This is a genomic window from Moritella sp. 5, from assembly GCF_018219455.1.
Classification (GTDB): Bacteria; Pseudomonadota; Gammaproteobacteria; order Enterobacterales; family Moritellaceae; genus Moritella.
The window spans coordinates 4,896,375-4,917,248 of record NZ_CP056122.1; the positions used below are offsets into that span (position 1 = coordinate 4,896,375).

General features: G+C 41.1%; 16 protein-coding genes. 9 read left to right on the forward strand and 7 right to left on the reverse strand.

Features of this window, described 5'->3' with window-relative positions:
* Positions 1-145: 145 nt before the first annotated feature.
* The 7 genes from HWV01_RS21955 (at position 146) to HWV01_RS21985 (ending at position 10,376) form a co-directional block, all read left to right on the forward strand.
* Positions 146-1,402 carry a TolC family protein gene (locus tag HWV01_RS21955; protein ID WP_211673487.1) on the forward strand — a complete coding sequence of 419 codons (1,257 nt, stop codon included), beginning with the start codon at positions 146-148 and terminating at the stop codon, positions 1,400-1,402.
* Between the two features lie 8 nt (positions 1,403-1,410).
* Complete coding sequence (locus HWV01_RS21960) at positions 1,411-2,913, forward strand: efflux RND transporter periplasmic adaptor subunit (protein WP_211673488.1); 1,503 nt, start codon at positions 1,411-1,413, stop codon at positions 2,911-2,913.
* A complete protein-coding gene (locus HWV01_RS21965; protein WP_211673489.1) occupies positions 2,913-6,062 on the forward strand; it encodes an efflux RND transporter permease subunit in 3,150 nt (1,049 codons plus the stop codon). Before HWV01_RS21960 ends, HWV01_RS21965 begins: the two co-directional genes overlap by 1 nt.
* 283 nt (positions 6,063-6,345) lie before the next feature.
* The gene (gene hemC / locus HWV01_RS21970) at positions 6,346-7,284 is read left to right on the forward strand and encodes a hydroxymethylbilane synthase (protein WP_211673490.1); all 939 of its coding nucleotides are present in this window, start codon (positions 6,346-6,348) and stop codon (positions 7,282-7,284) included.
* The gene (locus tag HWV01_RS21975) at positions 7,281-8,048 is read left to right on the forward strand and encodes a uroporphyrinogen-III synthase (protein WP_211673491.1); all 768 of its coding nucleotides are present in this window, start codon (positions 7,281-7,283) and stop codon (positions 8,046-8,048) included. Before hemC ends, HWV01_RS21975 begins: the two co-directional genes overlap by 4 nt.
* Positions 8,049-9,188 carry a uroporphyrinogen-III C-methyltransferase gene (locus HWV01_RS21980; RefSeq protein ID WP_211673492.1) on the forward strand — a complete coding sequence of 380 codons (1,140 nt, stop codon included), beginning with the start codon at positions 8,049-8,051 and terminating at the stop codon, positions 9,186-9,188. It begins immediately after the preceding gene.
* A gap of 15 nt (positions 9,189-9,203) precedes the next feature.
* On the forward strand, positions 9,204-10,376 hold the full coding sequence (locus tag HWV01_RS21985) for a heme biosynthesis HemY N-terminal domain-containing protein (RefSeq protein ID WP_211673493.1): 1,173 nt from the start codon (positions 9,204-9,206) through the stop codon (positions 10,374-10,376).
* 96 nt (positions 10,377-10,472) lie between these two features.
* Here HWV01_RS21985 and fre read toward each other — a convergent pair whose 3' ends face one another.
* The 4 genes from fre to trxA form a co-directional block, all read right to left on the reverse strand.
* Positions 10,473-11,162 carry an NAD(P)H-flavin reductase gene (gene fre / locus HWV01_RS21990; protein WP_211673494.1) on the reverse strand — a complete coding sequence of 230 codons (690 nt, stop codon included), beginning with the start codon at positions 11,160-11,162 and terminating at the stop codon, positions 10,473-10,475.
* Positions 11,163-11,223: 61 nt separating this feature from the next.
* Entirely contained in the window at positions 11,224-12,690 is a 1,467-nt protein-coding gene (gene ubiD / locus HWV01_RS21995) for a 4-hydroxy-3-polyprenylbenzoate decarboxylase (protein WP_211673495.1), read from the reverse strand.
* A gap of 108 nt (positions 12,691-12,798) precedes the next feature.
* Positions 12,799-14,064, reverse strand: a complete 1,266-nt coding sequence (gene rho / locus HWV01_RS22000) for a transcription termination factor Rho (protein ID WP_211673496.1) — start codon at positions 14,062-14,064, stop codon at positions 12,799-12,801.
* A gap of 274 nt (positions 14,065-14,338) precedes the next feature.
* A complete protein-coding gene (trxA, locus tag HWV01_RS22005) occupies positions 14,339-14,665 on the reverse strand; it encodes a thioredoxin TrxA (RefSeq protein WP_045108539.1) in 327 nt (108 codons plus the stop codon).
* Positions 14,666-14,774: 109 nt separating this feature from the next.
* Here trxA and rhlB point away from each other — a divergent pair, with 109 nt between their 5' ends.
* Together rhlB and gppA are read left to right on the forward strand one after the other, a co-directional pair.
* On the forward strand, positions 14,775-16,070 hold the full coding sequence (gene rhlB / locus HWV01_RS22010) for an ATP-dependent RNA helicase RhlB (protein WP_211673497.1): 1,296 nt from the start codon (positions 14,775-14,777) through the stop codon (positions 16,068-16,070).
* Positions 16,071-16,103: 33 nt separating this feature from the next.
* On the forward strand, positions 16,104-17,606 hold the full coding sequence (gene gppA, locus HWV01_RS22015; RefSeq protein ID WP_211673498.1) for a guanosine-5'-triphosphate,3'-diphosphate diphosphatase: 1,503 nt from the start codon (positions 16,104-16,106) through the stop codon (positions 17,604-17,606).
* Between the two features lie 60 nt (positions 17,607-17,666).
* On the opposite strand, the gene hemB is transcribed toward gppA, so the two are convergent.
* The 3 genes from hemB to HWV01_RS22030 all read right to left on the reverse strand — a co-directional run bounded on the left by hemB (position 17,667) and on the right by HWV01_RS22030 (position 20,795).
* Positions 17,667-18,683, reverse strand: coding sequence for a porphobilinogen synthase (gene hemB, locus HWV01_RS22020; RefSeq protein WP_211673499.1), 1,017 nt, complete (start codon positions 18,681-18,683; stop codon positions 17,667-17,669).
* Between the two features lie 71 nt (positions 18,684-18,754).
* Positions 18,755-19,345, reverse strand: a complete 591-nt coding sequence (locus tag HWV01_RS22025; RefSeq protein ID WP_211673500.1) for a TetR/AcrR family transcriptional regulator — start codon at positions 19,343-19,345, stop codon at positions 18,755-18,757.
* 1 nt (position 19,346) lies between these two features.
* Complete coding sequence (locus HWV01_RS22030) at positions 19,347-20,795, reverse strand: coniferyl aldehyde dehydrogenase (RefSeq protein WP_211673501.1); 1,449 nt, start codon at positions 20,793-20,795, stop codon at positions 19,347-19,349.
* Between the last annotated feature and the right edge of the window lie 79 nt (positions 20,796-20,874).

The window sequence follows — 20,874 nt, forward strand, 5'->3', positions numbered from 1 at the left end:
CCGCTCTTAAACCCCCATAAACAAAGTAACTCACTACGTTACGAATTAACCCTACCTCTAAAACAACACCAAGATAGCCTCTATCGACCTCCTTTGATTAGCTGATTTTAATAACATTTAAAAATCAATCAATTAAGGAAGTATAATGCTATCAAAAATTTATTTGGGGCTATTCGCATTACTGACTATAAATGCCAATGCTCAACAATTAACGCTCGCGATTGCAGAAGACACTGCCCTACAACGCGATCCTTCAGCAATCTTATACAGTGCCCAACAAGCACGTTTAAAAGCACAAGGCATTAGCCAATCTCAGCTTGCAGACCCTATGATTAAATTCGGTTTATCCAATGTGCCTGTTGATAATTTCTCATTATCCGATGATCCAATGACCCAATTTAGTCTTGGTTTATCACAACAGTTTTCAGCGGGTGATACCCTGGAGTTAACAGCGAAAGGGTTCTCACTACAAACACAACAGAGCATACAATTCGCAGAAAATCGCCAATTAGAACTAAAACTACAGATCCGAGAATTATGGTTTGATATTAGCTTTGCCAAAATAGCCCAAACCATTCTCGCTAAAAATAAGCAATTATTTAGCCAGCATGTTACCAACCTCTACCGTCAATTTGAGCTAGGTTATCGTCAAAACCAAGATTTGATTAAAGCAGAATTAGAACTCGCCAAGTTTGATGACAAAATTGCCGCATTTGCGCAGCAAGAGCAAGCGCTGCGCGGGCAACTCGTCTCTTGGATTGGGCCTCAAGCGTTTGATGAATTTGATTCTCAGCTACCAACGTGGCCGCAAAGCCTTGAATATGCACAGCAAGCGAATCTAAAACACTATCGGTTACTGGCTGATCACCCACAGGTATTAGCCGCGCAACAAGCCATTGACGTAGCTCAAAATAATATAGCCACCGCTAATGAATCCTATAAACCAGCCTTTAAAGTTGATATTGGTTACGGTCATCGTGAAGCGCTAGATATGGCGTCCGGATCCAGCCGTAGTGATTTAATCAGTGGTTCCATCACAATGAACATTCCTCTATTCACGAGTAACCGCCAAGATCAAGTAGTTATAGCGGCCGCTCAAGGTAGGGGGATTAAGCAAGCAGAAAAAGATCTATTACTGATTAAATTCAATGGCATATTAAATGGTGCTATCGCTAATTTCAGTAATACCCAAGCCAGAATGCAGCGCTACCAAGACACCCTTCTAGTGCAAGCTAAAGCCAATAGTGATGCCGCAATACAAGGTTATCAAGCCAATACCAATGATTTTGAACAAGTCATCAAAGCATTAATGGATGAACAAGCACTCACGCTTGAATATCAGCAATTGCACTTTCAAAATTTAAAAACCTTAGCTCGCATTCGTTATTTTCAAGCATTATAGAGGCCGATATGAAAACATTACTTACCAGCTCAATTACATTAGCATTGGGTCTTGCTGCAGGTACTTGGTTTAGTACACAAGCAACAACGAATACAACTAGCGCAGAACCAGAGATCCTGTATTGGGTAGCCCCAATGGATGCTAATTACCGCCGCGATAACCCCGGTAAATCACCGATGGGGATGGATTTAGTCCCCATTTATGCTAAAAAATCACAAACAACAGCAACGCAAAACACCGCAGCCCAAGAGCCGCTGTACTGGGTTGCACCGATGGATGCCAATTACCGCCGCGATAAACCGGGCCAATCACCGATGGGAATGGATTTAATCCCAGTATACAAAGATGCCTCAACGGAAAACGATGCAGGCTTAGTGACAATTTCATCACGTGTAGAAAATAATTTAGGCGTACGAACACAAATGGCACAACGTCGCCCTTTCATTACGCAAATTAATACCGTAGGCATGTTGGAGTTTAATCAAGATTCGTTATGGCAAATTAATAGTCGTGTGTCTGGTTGGATAGATAAACTCTACATCAATAATACAGGTGAGTACGTCACAAAAGGACAACCACTATTAACCTTATATTCTCCAGAGCTAATTAAAGCACAAGAAGAGTTACTCAACACACTCCGTATCGGCAATAAAACCCTCATCACATCAGCAAAACATCGTTTATCCGCATTAGGCATTAACCAAACACAGATTAAGCAGCTCACGCGTGCTAAAAAAGTGATCCAAAATGTCACTATATCAGCCCCAGAATCCGGTTATATAACCAAACTTGCGATCCGTGAAGGCGCTTATATCACGCCTTCAGCGCAGATAATAGAAGCGGGACTATTAACAGAAATATGGTTACAAGCCGAAATTTTTGAATCTCAAGCAGGTCAAGTACAAGTTGGTGACAAGGCTAAAATGCAAGTAGATAGTTTCCCTGGAAAAACCTGGTTAGGTGAAGTTGATTATATATACCCGGAATTAAATGCAGCAACCCGCACGCTGAAAGTCAGAATAAAAATAGCCAATCCTGATGAGCAATTAAAACCAAACATGTTTGCAACGTTAACGCTTAGCAGCCAACAGCAGACCAAAGCAATCCAGGTGCCACGTGAAGCTATCATCCGCTCAGGTACCTTGGACCGTATCGTACTAGCAAAAGGTAACGGCCAATATCAATCAATCAAAATCACTTTAGGCAGAGAGTCTGCAGGTTATGTTGAGGTTTTAGCCGGGCTTAAAGATGGCGATAACGTGGTTACTAGTGCGCAATTCTTGTTGGACTCAGAATCAAGCTTAACCGCAGATTTCAGCCGTATTGGTCCGCCAACAACAAGTAACAAGAACAGTATAGCAATAGATCACAGTGCAATGGCGGATATGGATCATAGCTCGATGAATATGGACAGCATGGACAATAAGGCGATGTCAAAAACAACCACACCCGCAGTTCAAGGTAAAGATGATTTAGCTTGGTTAGACTTTGATGACGCAGGAGAGCTGTAATGATCAAAAAAATAATTGAATGGTCGATACACAATCGTGTCATGGTATTACTGGCTACTTTGATCGTCCTTATCTACGGTAGTTTTGTGATCAAAAATACCCCGATTGATGCCATCCCAGATCTCTCTGATGTACAGGTTATCATTAAAACCAGTTATCCAGGGCAAGCACCACAAGTTGTTGAAGATCAAGTCACCTACCCACTGACGACGGTGATGTTATCGGTGCCTGGCGCCAAAACAGTGCGCGGTTACTCTTTCTTTGGTGACTCTTATGTTTACATTATCTTTGATGATGGTACTGACATGTACTGGGCTCGCTCGCGTGTTTTAGAATATTTATCGCAAGTGACTCCGAATCTACCCAGCACTGCAAAACCAGCACTGGGGCCTGATGCAACGGGTGTGGGTTGGGTATATTCGTACGCACTAACCGATACCAGTGGTAATCACGATCTAAGCCAACTTCGCAGTATTCAAGATTGGTTTTTAAAATATGAATTACAGACCGTACCCGGAGTATCGGAAGTCGCGACTGTCGGGGGTATGGTTAAGCAATATCAGATCAGTGTGAACCCTGATAAGCTGCGCAGTTACCAGATCCCATTATCATTAATCACGAATGCGATTAAACGCGGTAATCAGGAAGCGGGAGCCAGCGTCATCGAGATGGCGGAAGCCGAATACATGGTGCGTGCAAATGGTTATATCAGCTCAATCGATGACTTGAAAAACATCCCCTTAAAACTCAGTAATACTGGCACACCTTTATTACTCGGTGATGTCGCTGATATTGTACTGGGTCCACAAATGCGTCGTGGCGTTTCCGAACTAAACGGTGAAGGCGAAGTGGTTGGTGGTATTATTGTCATGCGCTACAGCGAAAATGCCCGTGACGTTATTGCCGCAGTCAAAGACAAACTACAAACATTACAAGCCTCGTTACCGGAAGGTGTTGAAATTGTTCCTACCTATGATCGTTCAACATTAATCGACAATGCGGTCGAAAACCTTTACCTGAAATTATTGGAAGAATTTCTTGTCGTTATTGTAGTTTGCGCATTATTCCTATTCCATATTCGCAGCTCATTAGTCGTATTAGTCAGTTTACCCATCGGTATTCTCGTTGCCTTCATCGTAATGTCATGGCAAGGCATCAATGCCAATATCATGTCCCTAGGTGGGATCGCGATAGCCATTGGCGCGATGGTCGATGGGGCAATTGTGATGGTCGAAAACGTCCATAAACATATTGAGAAAACCCCGTTAACGGATAAAAACCGTTGGCAGATCATCAGTAAAGCGGCTGCAGAAGTCGGTCCGGCATTATTCTTTTCGTTACTGATTATTACTTTCAGCTTTGTCCCCGTGTTCGTACTGGAAGGCCAAGAAGGTAAAATGTTTGCCCCGCTCGCCTTTACTAAAACTTATGCGATGGCGGCATCAGCTGGACTAGCAGTTACTTTAGTACCGATTTTAATGGGCTACTTTATTCGCGGTAGGGTTTTACCTGAACATAAAAACCCAATCAACCGTGGTTTAATCGCATTATACCGTCCGGCATTGGCATTCTCTCTCAAAGCGCCAGTACTGCTACTTTGTATCGTTATTGGCCTTATCGCTGTCGGCTTTTATCCTGTAAATAAGATCGGTAGTGAATTTATTCCACCGCTTGATGAAGGGGATCTCATGTATATGCCAACCACTTACCCAGGCATCAGCATAGGTAAAGCCAGAGAGTTATTACAGCAAACCAATAAGTTAATCAAAACTGTGCCCGAAGTAGAACGCGTATGGGGTAAAGCAGGTCGCGCCGAAACCGCCACCGATGCAGCACCATTAACCATGATTGAAACGTTCATCACTTTAAAACCGAAAGCCGAATGGCGAGAAGGGGTTACCTCTGAGAGTATACGTCAGGAACTTGATAAATTAGTCCAATTTCCGGGCTTAACCAACGCTTGGGTAATGCCAATCAAAACCCGTATTGATATGTTAGCCACAGGCATCAAAACGCCGATTGGTATCAAGATCGCGGGTGAAAAACTTGCTGAGATTGAAAAAATTGGTAAACAGATAGAAAAAATCTTACTTAACGTACCCGGTACCGCATCCGCTTATGCTGAACGTGTTGTTGGCGGACGTTATGTGAAAATTGATATCGAGCGTGAAAAAGCGGCACGCTATGGGCTGAATATTGCGGATGTACAAGAAGTCATATCCACAGCAGTAGGCGGGGTTAACGTCACTCAAACCATTGAAGGATTAGAGCGTTACCCGGTAAATATTCGTTACCCTCAATCTTATCGAGACAGTATTGAGCAAATGAAATTATTACCACTGATAACACCATTAGGTGCAAGAATCGCCTTAAGTGATGTCGCAAACATCTACGTCGAAGACGGTGCACCTATGATCAAAACCGAGAATGCCCGCCCTAATGGTTGGATTTATGTGGACATTGAAGCCCGAGATCTCGGCTCTTATGTAGTCGATGCCCAGCAAGCTGTAGCCGAGCAATTAGTATTACCCGCAGGGTATTCAATTACCTGGTCGGGACAATACGAATATATGCAGCGTGCCAAAGAGACTCTATCCGTGGTGATCCCAGCAACGCTCGCGATTATCGTGTTATTACTGTATCTCGCCTTTAGACGTGTGGGTGAAGTATTACTGATCCTCGGTACACTCCCATTAGCCATGATTGGTGGTATCTGGTTATTATATTTACTCGACTACAATTTCTCAATCGCCGTAGGGGTTGGTTTTATCGCCCTAGCTGGTGTCTCTGTCGAAATCGGCGTGATCATGCTCGTTTATTTAAACCAATCGTTAGCAAGCGCACAAGCTGCGGGTAACTTCACTAAAGCCAAATTACAGCAAGCAGTGATGGATGGCGCAGGCTTACGTGTCCGTCCAATTATGATGACAGTGGCAACCGTGATCATCGGCTTAATCCCAATTATGTATGGTGACGGTACGGGTTCACAGGTAATGCAACGCATCGCCGCACCTATGATTGGAGGCATGGCATCAGCGATCATTCTGACACTATTAGTATTACCTGCGTCTTTCTACCTGTGGAAATCCATCAGCTTAAAGTCCCAGATGATTGATATAAAGGAAGCAATACATCAAAAAAAGTCATAACGCATTCTGCCTTAATTTCGACTAGTTGATCGTCATTAATTTATTAAGCTGCAGTAGTACACGCTGCAGCCTAATAACCCACAATATAAATCATTATCTTAACCTCTCCCTTACTTAACTATCACACCTACGCCCTCTGAATAACGTACTGTTTAGACCCAATTATGTACGTTATCGCATGCTTAAATAAGGAGTATTATTTACAAATAACCTCATCTTAGATCAACCATTAACGGATTAAATCTGTTAATATTTAGCTAATCTAGTTAAATTTGGAAATAAAATGGCTACTGAAACTCTAAGAATTGCAACCCGTAAAAGCCCATTAGCAATGTGGCAAGCTGAATATGTAAAAGCACGTCTAGAAGCGATTCATCAAAACCTTACCGTTGAATTAATCCCAATGGTAACCAAGGGTGACATCATTTTAGATACGCCTTTAGCAAAAGTGGGTGGTAAAGGTCTTTTTGTAAAAGAGCTAGAAATAGCAATGCTTGAAGATCGCGCCGATATCGCCGTGCATTCCATGAAAGATGTGCCAGTTGCATTTCCAGAAGGTTTAGGCTTAGAAGTTATTTGTGAACGTGAAGACCCACGTGATGCATTTGTTTCAAATACTTACCGTCAAATTGAAGAACTACCACCAGGTGCAATCGTTGGTACATGTAGTTTACGCCGTCAATGCCAGTTGAGTGAAGCGCGTCCAGATCTAAAAATTATGGACTTACGTGGCAACGTAAATACACGTTTAAATAAGCTCGATAATAAAAATTATGATGCAATAATTTTAGCGGCAGCTGGATTAAAACGTCTGGATATGGAATACCGTATTGCCAGCTACATTGAACCAGAGCAAAGCCTACCAGCAGTAGGACAAGGTGCTGTAGGCATTGAATGTCGCACTACTGATGAACGTGTAAAAGCATTATTAGCACCATTAAATGATGCGCTAACCAGTGATCGCGTGCTTGCCGAACGCGCAATGAACTTGGCGCTTGAAGGTGGTTGTCAGGTACCAATAGGTAGTTACGCGCTAATCGACGGTGATGAATTATGGCTACGTGGACTGGTTGGAAAACCTGACGGCACTGAAGTAATTCGTGCAGAAATCCGTGGTGACCGTAAAGATGCACGCCAGCTGGGACTAACACTTGCAGATAAATTACTGGCACAAGGTGCAAAAGAAATTTTAGCGACTGTTTATAATAACGCTGACGCATGAAAATCAGGGCGCTAATCACTCGCCCACGCGTTAAAGGCGAGCAACTCGCTCGTCAAATTGAGGCAGCTAATGGGGCTGCCTTATGTTGTCCGTTTATCGACATATCCGCAGGACAGCAATTTAATAAAGTCAGTTCATTACTGGAAAAATTACAGCCTGATGACTATATTATTGCCATAAGCGATAATGCTGTAAATTATGCTAATAGCAGTTTAATACAAGAAAATAAAACGTGGCCACAGCATATCAATTACATAGCCGTAGGTCCAACAACAGCACTACGCTGGAAAAAACACGGTATAAATCACGCCAAAATACCCCAAACACATGATAGCGAAGGGGTGTTAAAACTACTTACTAATACGGCCGTAGAACATAAAAACATTGTTATTCTACGCGGTAATGGGGGTCGAGAGACGATGGCAGAAGATCTAATAAAACGCTCGGCTAACGTGACATATTGTGAAGTTTATCAACGTACTTCCCCCTACTACGAACCTGAGTTGTTGATTAATAAGTGGCAACAATTCGCCATTAATAGTGTTATTATCACTAGCGGTGAAATTCTGGGTAACCTAATAAAAACGATACCCTACACAGCGTTACCTTGGGTGCTAAACTTACACTTTATTGTTCCTAGCCAACGAATAGCAGCACTTGCTCATGCGTTAGGAATAGAACACGTCACCATTGCTAGTGGTGCATCAAATAATTCATTATTTAATGCTGTTAAGCAATTGGATATGCAGATAGGAATAAGCTAAATGACCGACAAGAAAAAAAACAGTCAAAATGCCAATACTAAAACAACCAACAAAGGCATTGTTGATTCATCAGACACGATTACAACGGAAGGTAAGCCTGCAAGTAAAGCGGGTATTGTCACTGGTGCGGTGGCGATCCTGTTAACGCTAGGCCTTAGCGCAGGTCTCTATTATCATAGCCATCAGCACAGCCAACTGCAGCAACAAGTGTTAACAAAACTACAAGCACAGTTGCAAGATCAAAAAGACATACAACAATCATTACGTCAGCAACTAAGCGAAGACAAAGAAACTGTAGCCAGCCAATTAAAGAAAACGACGCAACAGCTTAGCCAGATCCAAGACAGTGAAAAGCTAACCGCGGCACAACTCGAAACCGTACAACTGGCGGTCGCGAACCTTAAAATGCGTAATCCTAATGAATGGATGCTCGCAGAAGCTGAATACTTAATTCGTATCGCAGGTCGTAAAATAGCCCTAGAACAAGATATTGATACCAGCTTAGCCTTATTATCATCTGCCAGTCGTCGTTTAACACAATTAAATGATCCGAGCTTATTACCATTACGCAAAGTGATTGAACAAGATATTGCCACACTGACTAAATTACCGCGTATTGATCATGATGGGTTAGCACTGAAACTCGCGATTCAAGCAGAACAAGTGGATAATCTCGTATTAGCAGGCCTTACTCGTCCTGATATCGTGAAAACAGACAGTACATTATCAAGTAATAGTTCAGACTGGAAAGCGAATCTCACCAAGTCATGGCAATCTTTCAGCGATAACTTTATCACTATCCGTCGCCAAGATAATTCAGTTGACGCCCTGTTATCACCACAAGCAGCTTGGTATTTAACTGAAAATTTAAAAACACAACTGTTACAAGCAGAACTCGCAATATATCGTCAAGATCAAGCTAAATTCAAGCATGCATTGAAAACAGCAAAAACTTGGATTAAGCGTTATTACGATGTAAATCAACCCACAGCAAAAAGTATGCTGGCGAGTCTTGATACATTGAGCAAAGCAACGATTACAACGAAATACCCTGCAAAACTAAACAGTGCAGTACTGATCCAGACAACCATCAGAGATCGTAAAATCAACGCATTAGCCAATAGCACAAGCACAAAATAAACGGAGGCAGATAAAATGGTCAGATTTATAGTATTAATCGCGCTGCTTCTTGCAGGTGCAATCGGTGCCCCATATTTAATGGGCAATAAAGGTTATGTGATGATTGCAGCTGGTGACTACGTCATCGATGCAACCGTCAGTAGTGCCGTTGTGATGGTGATTGCTTTCTACTTTACTTTATTAGGGTTTGAAGCATTAATCAATAAACTGACTCACAGCCTAGGTTGGTTTAATCGCTATCATCAAGCACGCGCTAAAATACAAACAGAAAAAGGCATTTTAGCATTAGCCAGTGGTGACTTTAAAAAAGCAGAAACGTTAACTTTAAAAGCAGCCAAAAAAGCACAAGTACCCGTGTTAAATTACCTTGCCGCAGCGCAATCTGCACAAGGTCTCGGCAACGAAAAAAAACGTGATGAGTATTTATTATTAGCGCACAAGAATGCAGATAAAAATACCCTTGCGGTCGAGATAACACAAGCTAAGTTGCAAATTGAGCAACAGCAATTTGAACAAGCATTTGCATCACTATCCGCGTTACATGATAAACATCCAAAGCATAAGGTAGTGCTAACGATGTTTAAAGCGGTCTGTATTGAAAGAAAAGAATGGGGACAATTACTCACGCTTATTCCAGCATTACAAAAACAAAAATTACTTACCTCAGGCGAAGCTGATGAACTACGTAAACATAGTCATTTCCAACATTTAGGTGAAGTAGCCAAACAGCAAGGTAGCACTGGATTACTTGATACCTGGAGCTCACTACCAAAAGCACTTAAACATGATGGCCGTTATCTAGCAGAAACAGTTAATCTGTTAATAGGACGTAACGACCACCAGTCAGCTTATCTGCTGCTGATGGACGCATTAAGTAATGAACTGTATCCAGAACTGATCAGCCTAACACCCAAATTAAATCTTGGTGATTACCATGCGCTCATCGAACGTCTTAAGCGTCTGCAGAACACGCGTGAAGGCTCAGGTTTATTAGCTGTATGTATTGGTCAGTTAATGGTAAAAGAAGGTCGTTGGAACGAAGCTGTAGAAGAGTTAAGCCAAGGTATCAGTCAATCGCCGTCTACCTCTGCGTATAGTGCACTAGCACACGCTTACGAAAAATTAGGTCTCGTTAATGATGCAAATGCGACGTATAAAAAAAGCTTAAGTTATCATCAACAAGCTTAATCGTACAACTCACAACTAAGCCAGTATTATATTTAAAATAATAAAAAGCCGTAACATCTGTTACGGCTTTTTTAATCCGAATACATTCATTATCAATTAAATGAATTCAAATGCATCGCCATATAAATGTTCTTTAACACCTAGCGGTGCAAAGTCAGTACGCGCTGCACCAGCCATTTCAAAACGACCAGCAATATAAACATCACATGCAGCTAAATCAGCAACATCTTCCATCACGACTTTATGCACCTGGCCAACTTTACCAGACCATTGCTCTGGAGCAGTTTCGACAACAGGGATGAAAGTCACTTGTGGATGCGCATCAGCTAATTCTTGTGCCAACGAAAATGCATATAAATGCGATGCTTCACGCGCACCCCAATATAATGAAATAGGACGTTGATTAACTTCTACCGCACGCTCTAGAATAGATTTTGTGTAAGAGAAACCAGTACCGCCAGCAATCAATACTAAAGGACGCTCTGAGTCTTCTCTTAAACCAGCATTACCACCTGGTAGTTCAACTTCTATCGTGCCTGATTTTAGTCTTTCCACAACTTGCATTGCATATGAATTTTGTTCTGATGCACCAATGTGTAATTCTAAAATATCATCATTACTTGGGCTTGAAGCAATAGAAAATGGGCGCTTGTCGTCTTCTGCCATGACTACCATTAGATATTGTCCAGCCTGAAACTCAACCTTCTGCTCTGGTTTTAGTTTCACGTTAAATACAGTCTCAGTATACGACTCTAACAACGTCACTTCACACTTAATTCTTAACATATATTCCCTTTCAATCTCAATATCTGACAAGCACGAACTTTTATGATCTAACTCATTTATATCACAAAATCCCTAATTCGTCCCATAAATCATCGACTCGCTGCTTAACCTTCTCATCCATCACAATTGGTTCGCCCCATTCGCGATCTGTCTCGCCTGGCCACTTATTGGTTGCATCCATACCCATTTTAGAGCCAAGACCAGAGACCGGTGATGCAAAATCTAAATAATCAATTGGTGTATGCTCAATCATTGTCGTATCACGAGCAGGGTCCATACGGGTCGTAATTGCCCAAATCACATCATTCCAATCACGTGCATTAATATCATCATCACAGACAATCACAAATTTGGTATACATGAACTGACGTAAAAAAGACCATACCCCCAGCATCACTCGTTTCGCATGGCCCGGATATTGTTTCTTAATTGTCACGATCGCCATGCGATAAGAACAACCTTCAGGTGGCAAATAAAAATCAACAATTTCGGGATATTGCTTTTGTAAAATAGGCACAAAGACTTCATTCAACGCAACTCCCAGTACCGCAGGTTCATCTGCAGGACGGCCTGTATAGGTAGAATGATAAATAGCATCTTTACGCATCGTAATATGCGTCACCGTAAATACAGGAAAAGAATCAGTCTCGTTATAGTAACCAGTATGATCACCATAAGGACCCTCCTCTGCCATCTCGCCCGGCGCGATATAACCTTCTAAGATAATTTCAGCACCTGCAGGCACTTCAAGGTCATTGGAAATAGATTTAACTACTTCAGTACGACTACCACGTAATAAACCTGCAAAAGCATATTCAGATAACGTATCAGGTACCGGCGTTACGGCACCTAAAATTGTTGCAGGATCAGCACCTAGCGCCACAGATACAGGGTAGTTTTCACCAGGGTTTAGTTCTTGGAATTCTTTAAAATCCAGTGCACCACCACGATGCGATAACCAACGCATAATTAATTTGTTTTTACTCAGTACTTGCTGACGATAAATACCTAAATTTTGACGTTTTTTATAAGGTCCTTGGGTGATCGTTAAACCCCAAGTAATTAATGGGGCAACGTCTCCAGGCCAGCAATGCTGAATAGGGATCTGACTTAAATCAACATCATCGCCTGTTAACACTATTTCTTGACAGGGTGCTTTACGCAGCCTTTTCGTGGGCATATTAAGTACCTGTTTAAATATCGGTACTTTTTCCATTAACTCTTTAAAACCTTTCGGTGGCTCAGGCTCTTTTAAATAAGATAACCATTCACCAACTTCACGCAGTTCACTGACGCTTTCACGTCCCATGCCCATAGCGACACGATCAGGGGTACCAAATAGGTTACCCAACACTGGCATAGTATGACCTTTCGGATTTTCAAATAATAATGCCGGACCGCCTGCTTTTAATGTGCGATCGCAAATTTCCGTCATTTCTAAATACGGGTCAATTTCTTGATGAATACGTTTTAATTCGCCTTTGCTTTCAAGTAAGGCAATAAAGTCTCTCAGATCTTTATATTTCATAAACAATTCCACGCTATTTTTTGAAAAAAAAACGCCACACACTTGTTATAAAAACAAAATGTATGGCGTTTATTTTAAATATTAATCACAGACAGTTAACTTAAACGATTATGATTTTTGCTTCTTCATTGCTTCGAAGAATTGATCATTGGTTTTCGTCATCGCCAGCTTATCAATCAGGAATTCCATCGCATCGATCTCACCCATTGGATGAATAATCTTACGTAGGATCCACATTTTCTGTAGCTCAGCTTTATCTGCTAATAGTTCTTCTCGACGGGTACCTGAACGAGTGAAGTCAATCGCAGGATAAACACGACGTTCTGCAATCTTACGATTAAGGTGTAGCTCTTGGTTACCTGTACCTTTAAATTCTTCGTAAATTACTTCGTCCATTTTTGAACCAGTATCAATCAATGCTGTTGCGATGATCGTTAAAGAACCACCTTCTTCAACGTTACGGGCTGCGCCGAAGAAACGTTTTGGACGGTGTAAGGCATTAGCATCAACACCACCAGATAAGATCTTACCTGATGATGGCGTTACCGTATTGTAAGCACGTGCTAGACGCGTCACAGAATCAAGTAAGATGATCACGTCTTTCTTGTGTTCTACAAGACGTTTGGCTTTTTCAATCATCATTTCCGCTACTTGTACGTGGCGGTTAGCAGGTTCATCAAATGTTGAAGCGATTACTTCACCACGTACCAAACGCTGCATCTCTGTTACTTCTTCCGGACGTTCATCGATAAGTAGAACCATCAATATCGCATCTGGGTGATTTAACGCAATTGAAGAGGCAATATTTTGTAATAACATTGTTTTACCAGCTTTCGGCGGTGCCACAATTAAACCACGTTGACCTTTACCGATCGGCGCACTTAAATCAAGAATACGTGCAGTAATATCTTCAGTACTGCCATTACCACGCTCTAAACGAAGACGTTCATTCGGGTGGATTGGAGTTAGGTTTTCAAAGAGGATTTTATTACGAGAGATTTCTGGACGGTCGAAGTTAACTTGGTCAATCTTTAACAGCGCAAAGTAGCGTTCGCCATCTTTTGGCGGTCTAATTTTACCGCCAACGGTATCACCCGTTCGCAAGTTAAAGCGACGTATCTGACTTGGTGATACATAAATATCATCAGGTCCGGCAAGATAAGAGCTATCTGCTGAACGCAAGAAACCAAAGCCATCCTGCAAGATCTCTAAAACACCATCACCAAAAATGTCTTCACCGCTTTTTGCGTGAGCTTTTAAGATAGAAAAGATGATGTCTTGTTTTCTTAAGCGAGCCAGATTTTCTAGACCCATAGATTCGCCCAGTTTTACAAGTTCAGAAACTGGTGTGTTTTTTAATTCGGTTAAATTCATAATGATGAGTTCGAGCTTATGCAACCTTTGCGTAACGGAATGTCAACCAAGGATAAAGTATTTGAATCAATGATCGAGTGTGTGAGCCATTAACTAAGTAATGAATCGATAATTTGAGTTATTAAATCAATGATTGGATCATTGATTATGATGCCTGATTCGGCACGTAGAACAATAAACGAACGATGAAATTAGCATTTATAATTTTATTCGTCCACTGAATAATAGCATACTGACGAGATTAAAAAACAAAATCTCGTCAGTATTTTACATACTACAAGTTTTCGTCTAGAAAACTTTGAAGTTGCGCTTTTGATAATGCGCCAACTTTAGTTGCCGCAACAGCACCGTTTTTAAATAACAATAAAGTAGGAATACCACGGATACCAAATTTAGGTGGCGTACCTGAATTTTGATCGATATTTAATTTACCGATGGTTACTTTACCTGCGTACTCTTCAGCAACTTCGCTTAAAATCGGTGCGATCATTTTGCAAGGTCCACACCACTCAGCCCAGAAATCAACGAGTACAGGTAATTCTGAATTTAACACATCCATATCGAAAGCAGCATCGGTTAGCTGAATAATTTTGTCGCTCATTTATTACTCCAATAAAAAATAATTTTGTTACTACATATATGTGGCACTCATTGCCCTATTTCAATAGATTTAAGTTCTTAATGCAAGCTTAACCTGATATGCTAAATAAATGAGCAAAAAACATCTTACAGAACATAAGTTCTCCCAGTTTGGCCTTAATGCCGACGTACTTTCTGGGTTAGAAGCTTCAGGCTTCGAATATTGTACACCAATTCAAGCACTTAGTTTGCCATTTGCCATCCAAGGTAAAGATGTAGCTGGTCAAGCACAGACTGGTACAGGCAAAACTATCGCATTTTTGGCCGCTATTTTTCATCATTTATTGAAAACCAAACCAGTCGAAGATCGTCCAAAAAATAAGCCTCGCGCTATTATTTTAGCGCCAACACGCGAACTTGCAATTCAAATTCATAAAGATGCGTTACCAATAGCCAAAGCAACAGGCCTTAAAATGGGCTTGGTTTATGGTGGTGAGAGCTACGATATTCAACGTGAAAACCTTGAAAAAGGCGTAGATATCATCATTGGTACTGTTGGTCGTATCATTGATTTTGAAAAACAAAGAGCAATGGATTTATCGGGTGTTGAAGCATTAGTATTAGATGAAGCAGATCGTATGCTAGATCAAGGCTTCATTAAAGATATTCGCTATCTAATGCGCAAAATGCCAGAGCCAAAACAGCGTCTAAACTTACTGTTTTCTGCGACCTTTACTTGGGATATTCGTGAATTAGCTTATCAGCACATGAACGAACCAGAAGAAGTTACTGTAGAAGCAGAAAAAGTAACAGGCAGCAGTATTACTCAAGAGCTATTTCACCCGTCAAATGATGACAAGATGGCTTTATTACAAACGTTAATTGAAGAAGAATGGCCAGAACGTGCCATTGTATTTGCCAATACTAAGCATAAATGTGAAGAGATCTGGGGCCACTTGGCAGCAGATAAACATCGCGTAGGTTTATTAACGGGTGATATTCCTCAGAAAAAACGTAATAGTATTCTAGAACAATTCACTCAAGGTAAATTAGACATTCTTGTCGCGACTGACGTTGCTGCTCGTGGTCTCCACATTCCAGCTGTAAGTCATGTATTTAACTACGATTTACCCGATAATTGTGGTGATTACGTACACCGTATTGGCCGTACCGGTCGTGCTGGTGCAGAAGGTCATTCAATTAGTTTCGCTTGTGAAAAATATATTTATAATTTACCCGCGATTGAAGAATACATTGAACATACGATCCCTGTTTGTCATTACGATAAAGCCGCATTATTAACTGACTTACCACGACCGATCCACACTAAACGTGCTCGTCCGGGTAATTCAAGATCAATGAATGATCGTAACAAAACGCGTCGTACTGGCCAACGTCAGCATAATACGCATAACAAAACCCATTAATTAAATAGTTTGTTTATAGATAAAGTGATTAGTGTGAGTAAAAAAAGTTCGTCAAATTTATATGCCGTTATTGATCTCGGTTCAAACAGCTTTCATATGCTGGTCGTTCGCGAAGTTAACAATAGTCTACAAACTGTTGCTAAAGTTAAACGAAAAGTAAGACTTGCAGCTGGTCTTGATGCAGAAAGTAACCTCAACCAAGCAGCACTTCTGCGCGGTTGGGATTGTTTAAGTTTGTTTGCTGAACAGCTACAAGACATTCCAGCCGAGAATATTCGGATTGTTGGTACAGCGACATTACGTTTAGCAAAAAATGTAGCTGTATTTCTTGCTACAGCAGAAAAAATATTGGCACATCCGGTAAACATTATTTCCGGTGAACAAGAAGCGGCACTTATCTACAAAGGCGTTGCCTATACCAGCAGTGGTCAAGGCAATCGTTTAGTGGTCGATATCGGTGGCGCAAGTACTGAACTCATTATTGGTGAACAAGCACAAGCAAAGCTACTTTATAGCTTTAAGATGGGTTGTGTTACTTGGTTAAATAACTATTTTTCTGATGGTAAACTCAATCAGCACAACTTTACGCAAGCAATTGATGCAGCAAAAGCGGTTTTGAACCCTCAGCTAGAAAAGTATTTAACCATTGGGTGGAATACGTGTATAGGTGCTTCAGGTACAATCCAAGCGTTACAAGAAATTATGGTCGCGCAAGGTGAGAACGAACAGATAACACTAGCGAAATTACATAGTATTCAGCAGCAAGCGATTGCCTGCGGTGATATTGAAAACCTTAATATCAATGGCTTAACAACAGATAGAAAACCAGTATTCACAAGCGGCTTAGCTATTCTTACCGCGCTATTTGAAAGTCTAGAAATCAATAATATGTTTTTAGCTGGCGGCGCGTTAAGAGAAGCAGTTATTTACGAAATGACCGGACTGCGTGCAAGTCACAATGTACGTCAACAAACAGTAAATAGCTTGATGGTAAAACATCAACTGGATTTGGGGCAAGCTGAACGGGTTAAAAGTACAGCATTAAAAGCATTTGACCAACTAAAAGTGACAATTTCAGAAGACGATACCCAAGCAGGACCTTTACTTGCTTATGTCAGTTCTTTACATGAGATTGGCTTATCGATTGATTATAAGAAAGCACCACAACACGCGGCCTATATTATCGATAACACAGATATGCTTGGTTTTACTAAAGCCCAGAAGCAATTACTTTCGGCGTTATTGATTAACCAACGTGATGAATTAAATTTATCTTTGTTAGCACAACAATCAGCAATCAGTTACGCAAGTGCGTTGCTACTTTGTCGTATTTTAAGAGTGTCATACACGCTAGCCTTACGACGTACTGATGGTACAATCCCAGAGTTTTCACTCACTCTCGTTGAAGAAAATACATTAACGATTACCTTGCCAGCACAATGGTTAACGCAGCATCCATTACGCGCAGCCGCATTAGCATCTGAGTTAGAATTACAAGCTAAGCATAATTTAGTGTTAGAAGTTCAAGAAAAGTAATAGATATTTAGAAAGTAAAAAACCGAGTATAAGACTCGGTTTTTTATTGCCGTAAAATAATTACGCGTTATTTTCTTTAAGCCATATCGCTACACGTTTTGCAAAATATGTCAGAACGCCGTCAGCACCAGCACGTTTAAAGCATAATAATGATTCTAGAACACATTCTTGTTCTTTCAACCAACCATTTTGAATCGCAGCCATGTGCATTGCATACTCGCCACTCACTTGATAAGCAAATGTTGGTACGCCAAATTCATCTTTAACACGACGTACGATATCCAGATAAGGCATACCAGGCTTCACCATCACCATATCAGCACCTTCCTCGATGTCCATCGCTACTTCATGTAACGCTTCATCAGAGTTTGCCGGATCCATTTGGTAAGTAACCTTACTGCCACCTTTTAGATTACTCGCAGAACCCACCGCATCACGGAAAGGTCCATAATAATTCGATGCATATTTTGCAGAGTAAGCCATGATTTGCGTATTTACATGACCCGCCTTTTCTAACGCTTCACGGATAGCGCCTATACGGCCATCCATCATATCTGAAGGGGCAACAATATCGGCACCCGCAGCAGCATGAGAAAGCGCCTGTTTTACTAAGATCTCAGTGGTAATATCGTTAAGAATATAACCCGAGTCATCAATGATACCGTCTTGGCCATGTGTGGTGAACGGATCCAATGCCACATCAGTCATCACACCGAGGTCTGGAAATGATGATTTTAATGCACGCACAGCTTTCTGTGCTAAGCCATCAGCGTTATACGCTTCTTCTGCAAGTAAGCTTTTTTGTTCTAATGGGGTAACCGGGAAGATAGCAATCATCGGAATGCCTAACGCAACCAGCTCTGCCGCCTCTTCGAGTAACAAATCAATCGATAAGCGCTCAACGCCCGGCATTGATGCGATCGATTCACGACGACCTGTACCTTCAAGTACAAACATCGGATAGATAAGATCATTAACTGTTAATTGATGTTCTGCAACTAAACGACGAGAAAAATCATTTTTACGATTACGACGAGGGCGACGATTTGGGAAGCCACCTAGAATAGTTTTACTCACGATATCTCCTTGAGAGGTAGGAATGCAAATTAAGTAACCAAGTACCATTTGCACTGGGTTATGTGGTCATCTTACCGTGTGAGTAAATGAATATCAGCACCTTGAACTGAAATAGCATCAACAATTACATTAATTGACGAATTAATAGCAGCCTTTTGATCTATCACAGGTAGCGCATACACATAAGTTGCGGTTGATAGTAAGAAACTCTCACATGTCGTTAATAGGTACGGTATCGGTAAGTCTTTAATCATACCGTTACGAATACCCGTATTAAGTAATTGAGTAAAGAAGCCTAATACCTCTTCCCAAATAACCAATTGGATCTTTTTATCAAAATATAAAGAATGACTACACAGTAGGATAAACGCCATTTTTTGTGGATGATTAACCAACCAGTGAACGCCGTTAACCCAGATATCAGTTAATCGAGATTCAGCATTATGATCATTCGGCTGCAATAAAGCCTGAGCAAATTCTTTTTTAACCTCAAGATACAAGGCTTCGATTAATGCTTCTTTCGTGGCAAAGTGATGAAACAAGGTACCCGTTGCAACTTTTGCTTCACGTGCAATCGCCGCCGTCGTCGTACCATGAAAACCATTGACCGTGAACAACGCTAACGCGGCATCCAAGATCAGTGTTTTTTTAGATTTAGTCATATTATCTCAAGAAAAATTTCAAAATGATTTTTTGTATCAAACTCCCATACGGTGCATAAATAAAGCGCGTAGAATGGAATTTACCTTGTTTCAATATTGTTTTTGATTTTGAAAAAGTACGGAACCCTTCGATACCATGGTACTGTCCCATACCTGATGGGCCAACACCACCAAATGGGGCATCGTCAGCAGCAAAGTGCATGATTGTATCATTGATCGCGACACCACCGGAAATCGTCTCACGTATAATTTTTTTCTGAGTATCACTATCAAAACTCATGATATATAACGCTAATGGGTGTGGACGCGCTTTAATATATCGGATCGCATCATCAATCGAATCATAAGGTAAAATAGGTAACAATGGACCAAATATTTCATCCTGCATTAGCTGCATATCGTCACTCACATCTAACAATAAATGCGGTAACATACGGTGTCTTTGATCATCAAGACTGCAACCATCTTGCATTGTTTCAACCTTAGCCCCCTTTTGCTGTGCATCTTCTAGCCATGATTTAAGACGAGCATACTGTCGAGCATCAACAATATTAGTATAATCATCATTTTGCATTGCAGTAGGGTAACGACGATTAAACTCATTACGATATTCTTTAACAAACTCCATAATTTTTGCACGCGGGCAAAGAATATAATCAGGTGCAATGCAGATCTGGCCAGCATTCAGGCTTTTTCCTAACAAAATACGATTAACCGCCATTTTAATATCAATATCAGGGGCAACCACCACAGGTGATTTACCACCAAGTTCAAGCGTCACTGGCGTTAGGTTATCCGCAGCAGCACGCATTATATGCTTACCTACAACAGTCGAACCTGTAAATAATAAGTGATCAAAAGGCAGCTTAGTGAACGCTGCAGACAAGGCCATTTCACCTTCAACAATACAAACATCTTTACTATCAAATACCGAAGTAATGATCTGCTTTAGTACTTGATTAGTTTTCGGAGTGAATTCCGACATTTTAAGCATCGCACGATTACCAGCTGCAATACTGGTAATCAGAGGCATAACGGCAAGATTAATCGGGAAGTTCCAAGGTACGACAATACCAACGACACCAACAGGTTGATAATGGACCGTCACACTTGCTGGAGCTAACAACAAACCAGGGCTACGTCGCGTCGGCTTCATCCACTTAGCTAAACGCGCCAAAGTATAATTAAATTGTGCCGTCGTAGGTAAAATATCAGCATACAAAGTATCGTGACGAGAACGGTGACCATAATCTTCTGAAACAGCCGTCACTAATGCTTCTTTGTTTGCCAAGAAAGCGGCTTTAAATAATATTAAGCGTTTCTTACGCTCAGCCATATCCCATTCAGGTTGGGTTAAATAAGCTTCTTTTTGCGTTGCAAAGATCTGTTCCATTTCTACAATATCATCGATACTATCGCTATCATTCGTTCTGATTGTCGCTACACTCATAATTTTCATGCCTCAATATAAAAACCGACTAGTTAGTCAATCAAAATAGACTGATTAGTCGGTTTTGTCTAGTCTTCGA

Bases quoted from the DNA above. Each gene is read 5' to 3' on its own strand.
- trxA (WP_045108539.1), bottom strand. From the start codon at position 14,665: ATGAGCGACAAAATTATTCAGCTAACCGATGCTGCTTTCGATATGGAT.
- HWV01_RS21975 (WP_211673491.1), top strand. From the start codon at position 7,281: ATGAAAATCAGGGCGCTAATCACTCGCCCACGCGTTAAAGGCGAGCAA.
- rhlB (WP_211673497.1), top strand. From the start codon at position 14,775: ATGAGCAAAAAACATCTTACAGAACATAAGTTCTCCCAGTTTGGCCTT.
- HWV01_RS21965 (WP_211673489.1), top strand. From the start codon at position 2,913: ATGATCAAAAAAATAATTGAATGGTCGATACACAATCGTGTCATGGTA.
- HWV01_RS21985 (WP_211673493.1), top strand. From the start codon at position 9,204: ATGGTCAGATTTATAGTATTAATCGCGCTGCTTCTTGCAGGTGCAATC.
- fre (WP_211673494.1), bottom strand. From the start codon at position 11,162: ATGTTAAGAATTAAGTGTGAAGTGACGTTGTTAGAGTCGTATACTGAG.
- HWV01_RS21980 (WP_211673492.1), top strand. From the start codon at position 8,049: ATGACCGACAAGAAAAAAAACAGTCAAAATGCCAATACTAAAACAACC.
- rho (WP_211673496.1), bottom strand. From the start codon at position 14,064: ATGAATTTAACCGAATTAAAAAACACACCAGTTTCTGAACTTGTAAAA.
- HWV01_RS22025 (WP_211673500.1), bottom strand. From the start codon at position 19,345: ATGACTAAATCTAAAAAAACACTGATCTTGGATGCCGCGTTAGCGTTG.
- ubiD (WP_211673495.1), bottom strand. From the start codon at position 12,690: ATGAAATATAAAGATCTGAGAGACTTTATTGCCTTACTTGAAAGCAAA.
- HWV01_RS21960 (WP_211673488.1), top strand. From the start codon at position 1,411: ATGAAAACATTACTTACCAGCTCAATTACATTAGCATTGGGTCTTGCT.
- hemC (WP_211673490.1), top strand. From the start codon at position 6,346: ATGGCTACTGAAACTCTAAGAATTGCAACCCGTAAAAGCCCATTAGCA.
- HWV01_RS21955 (WP_211673487.1), top strand. From the start codon at position 146: ATGCTATCAAAAATTTATTTGGGGCTATTCGCATTACTGACTATAAAT.
- HWV01_RS22030 (WP_211673501.1), bottom strand. From the start codon at position 20,795: ATGAGTGTAGCGACAATCAGAACGAATGATAGCGATAGTATCGATGAT.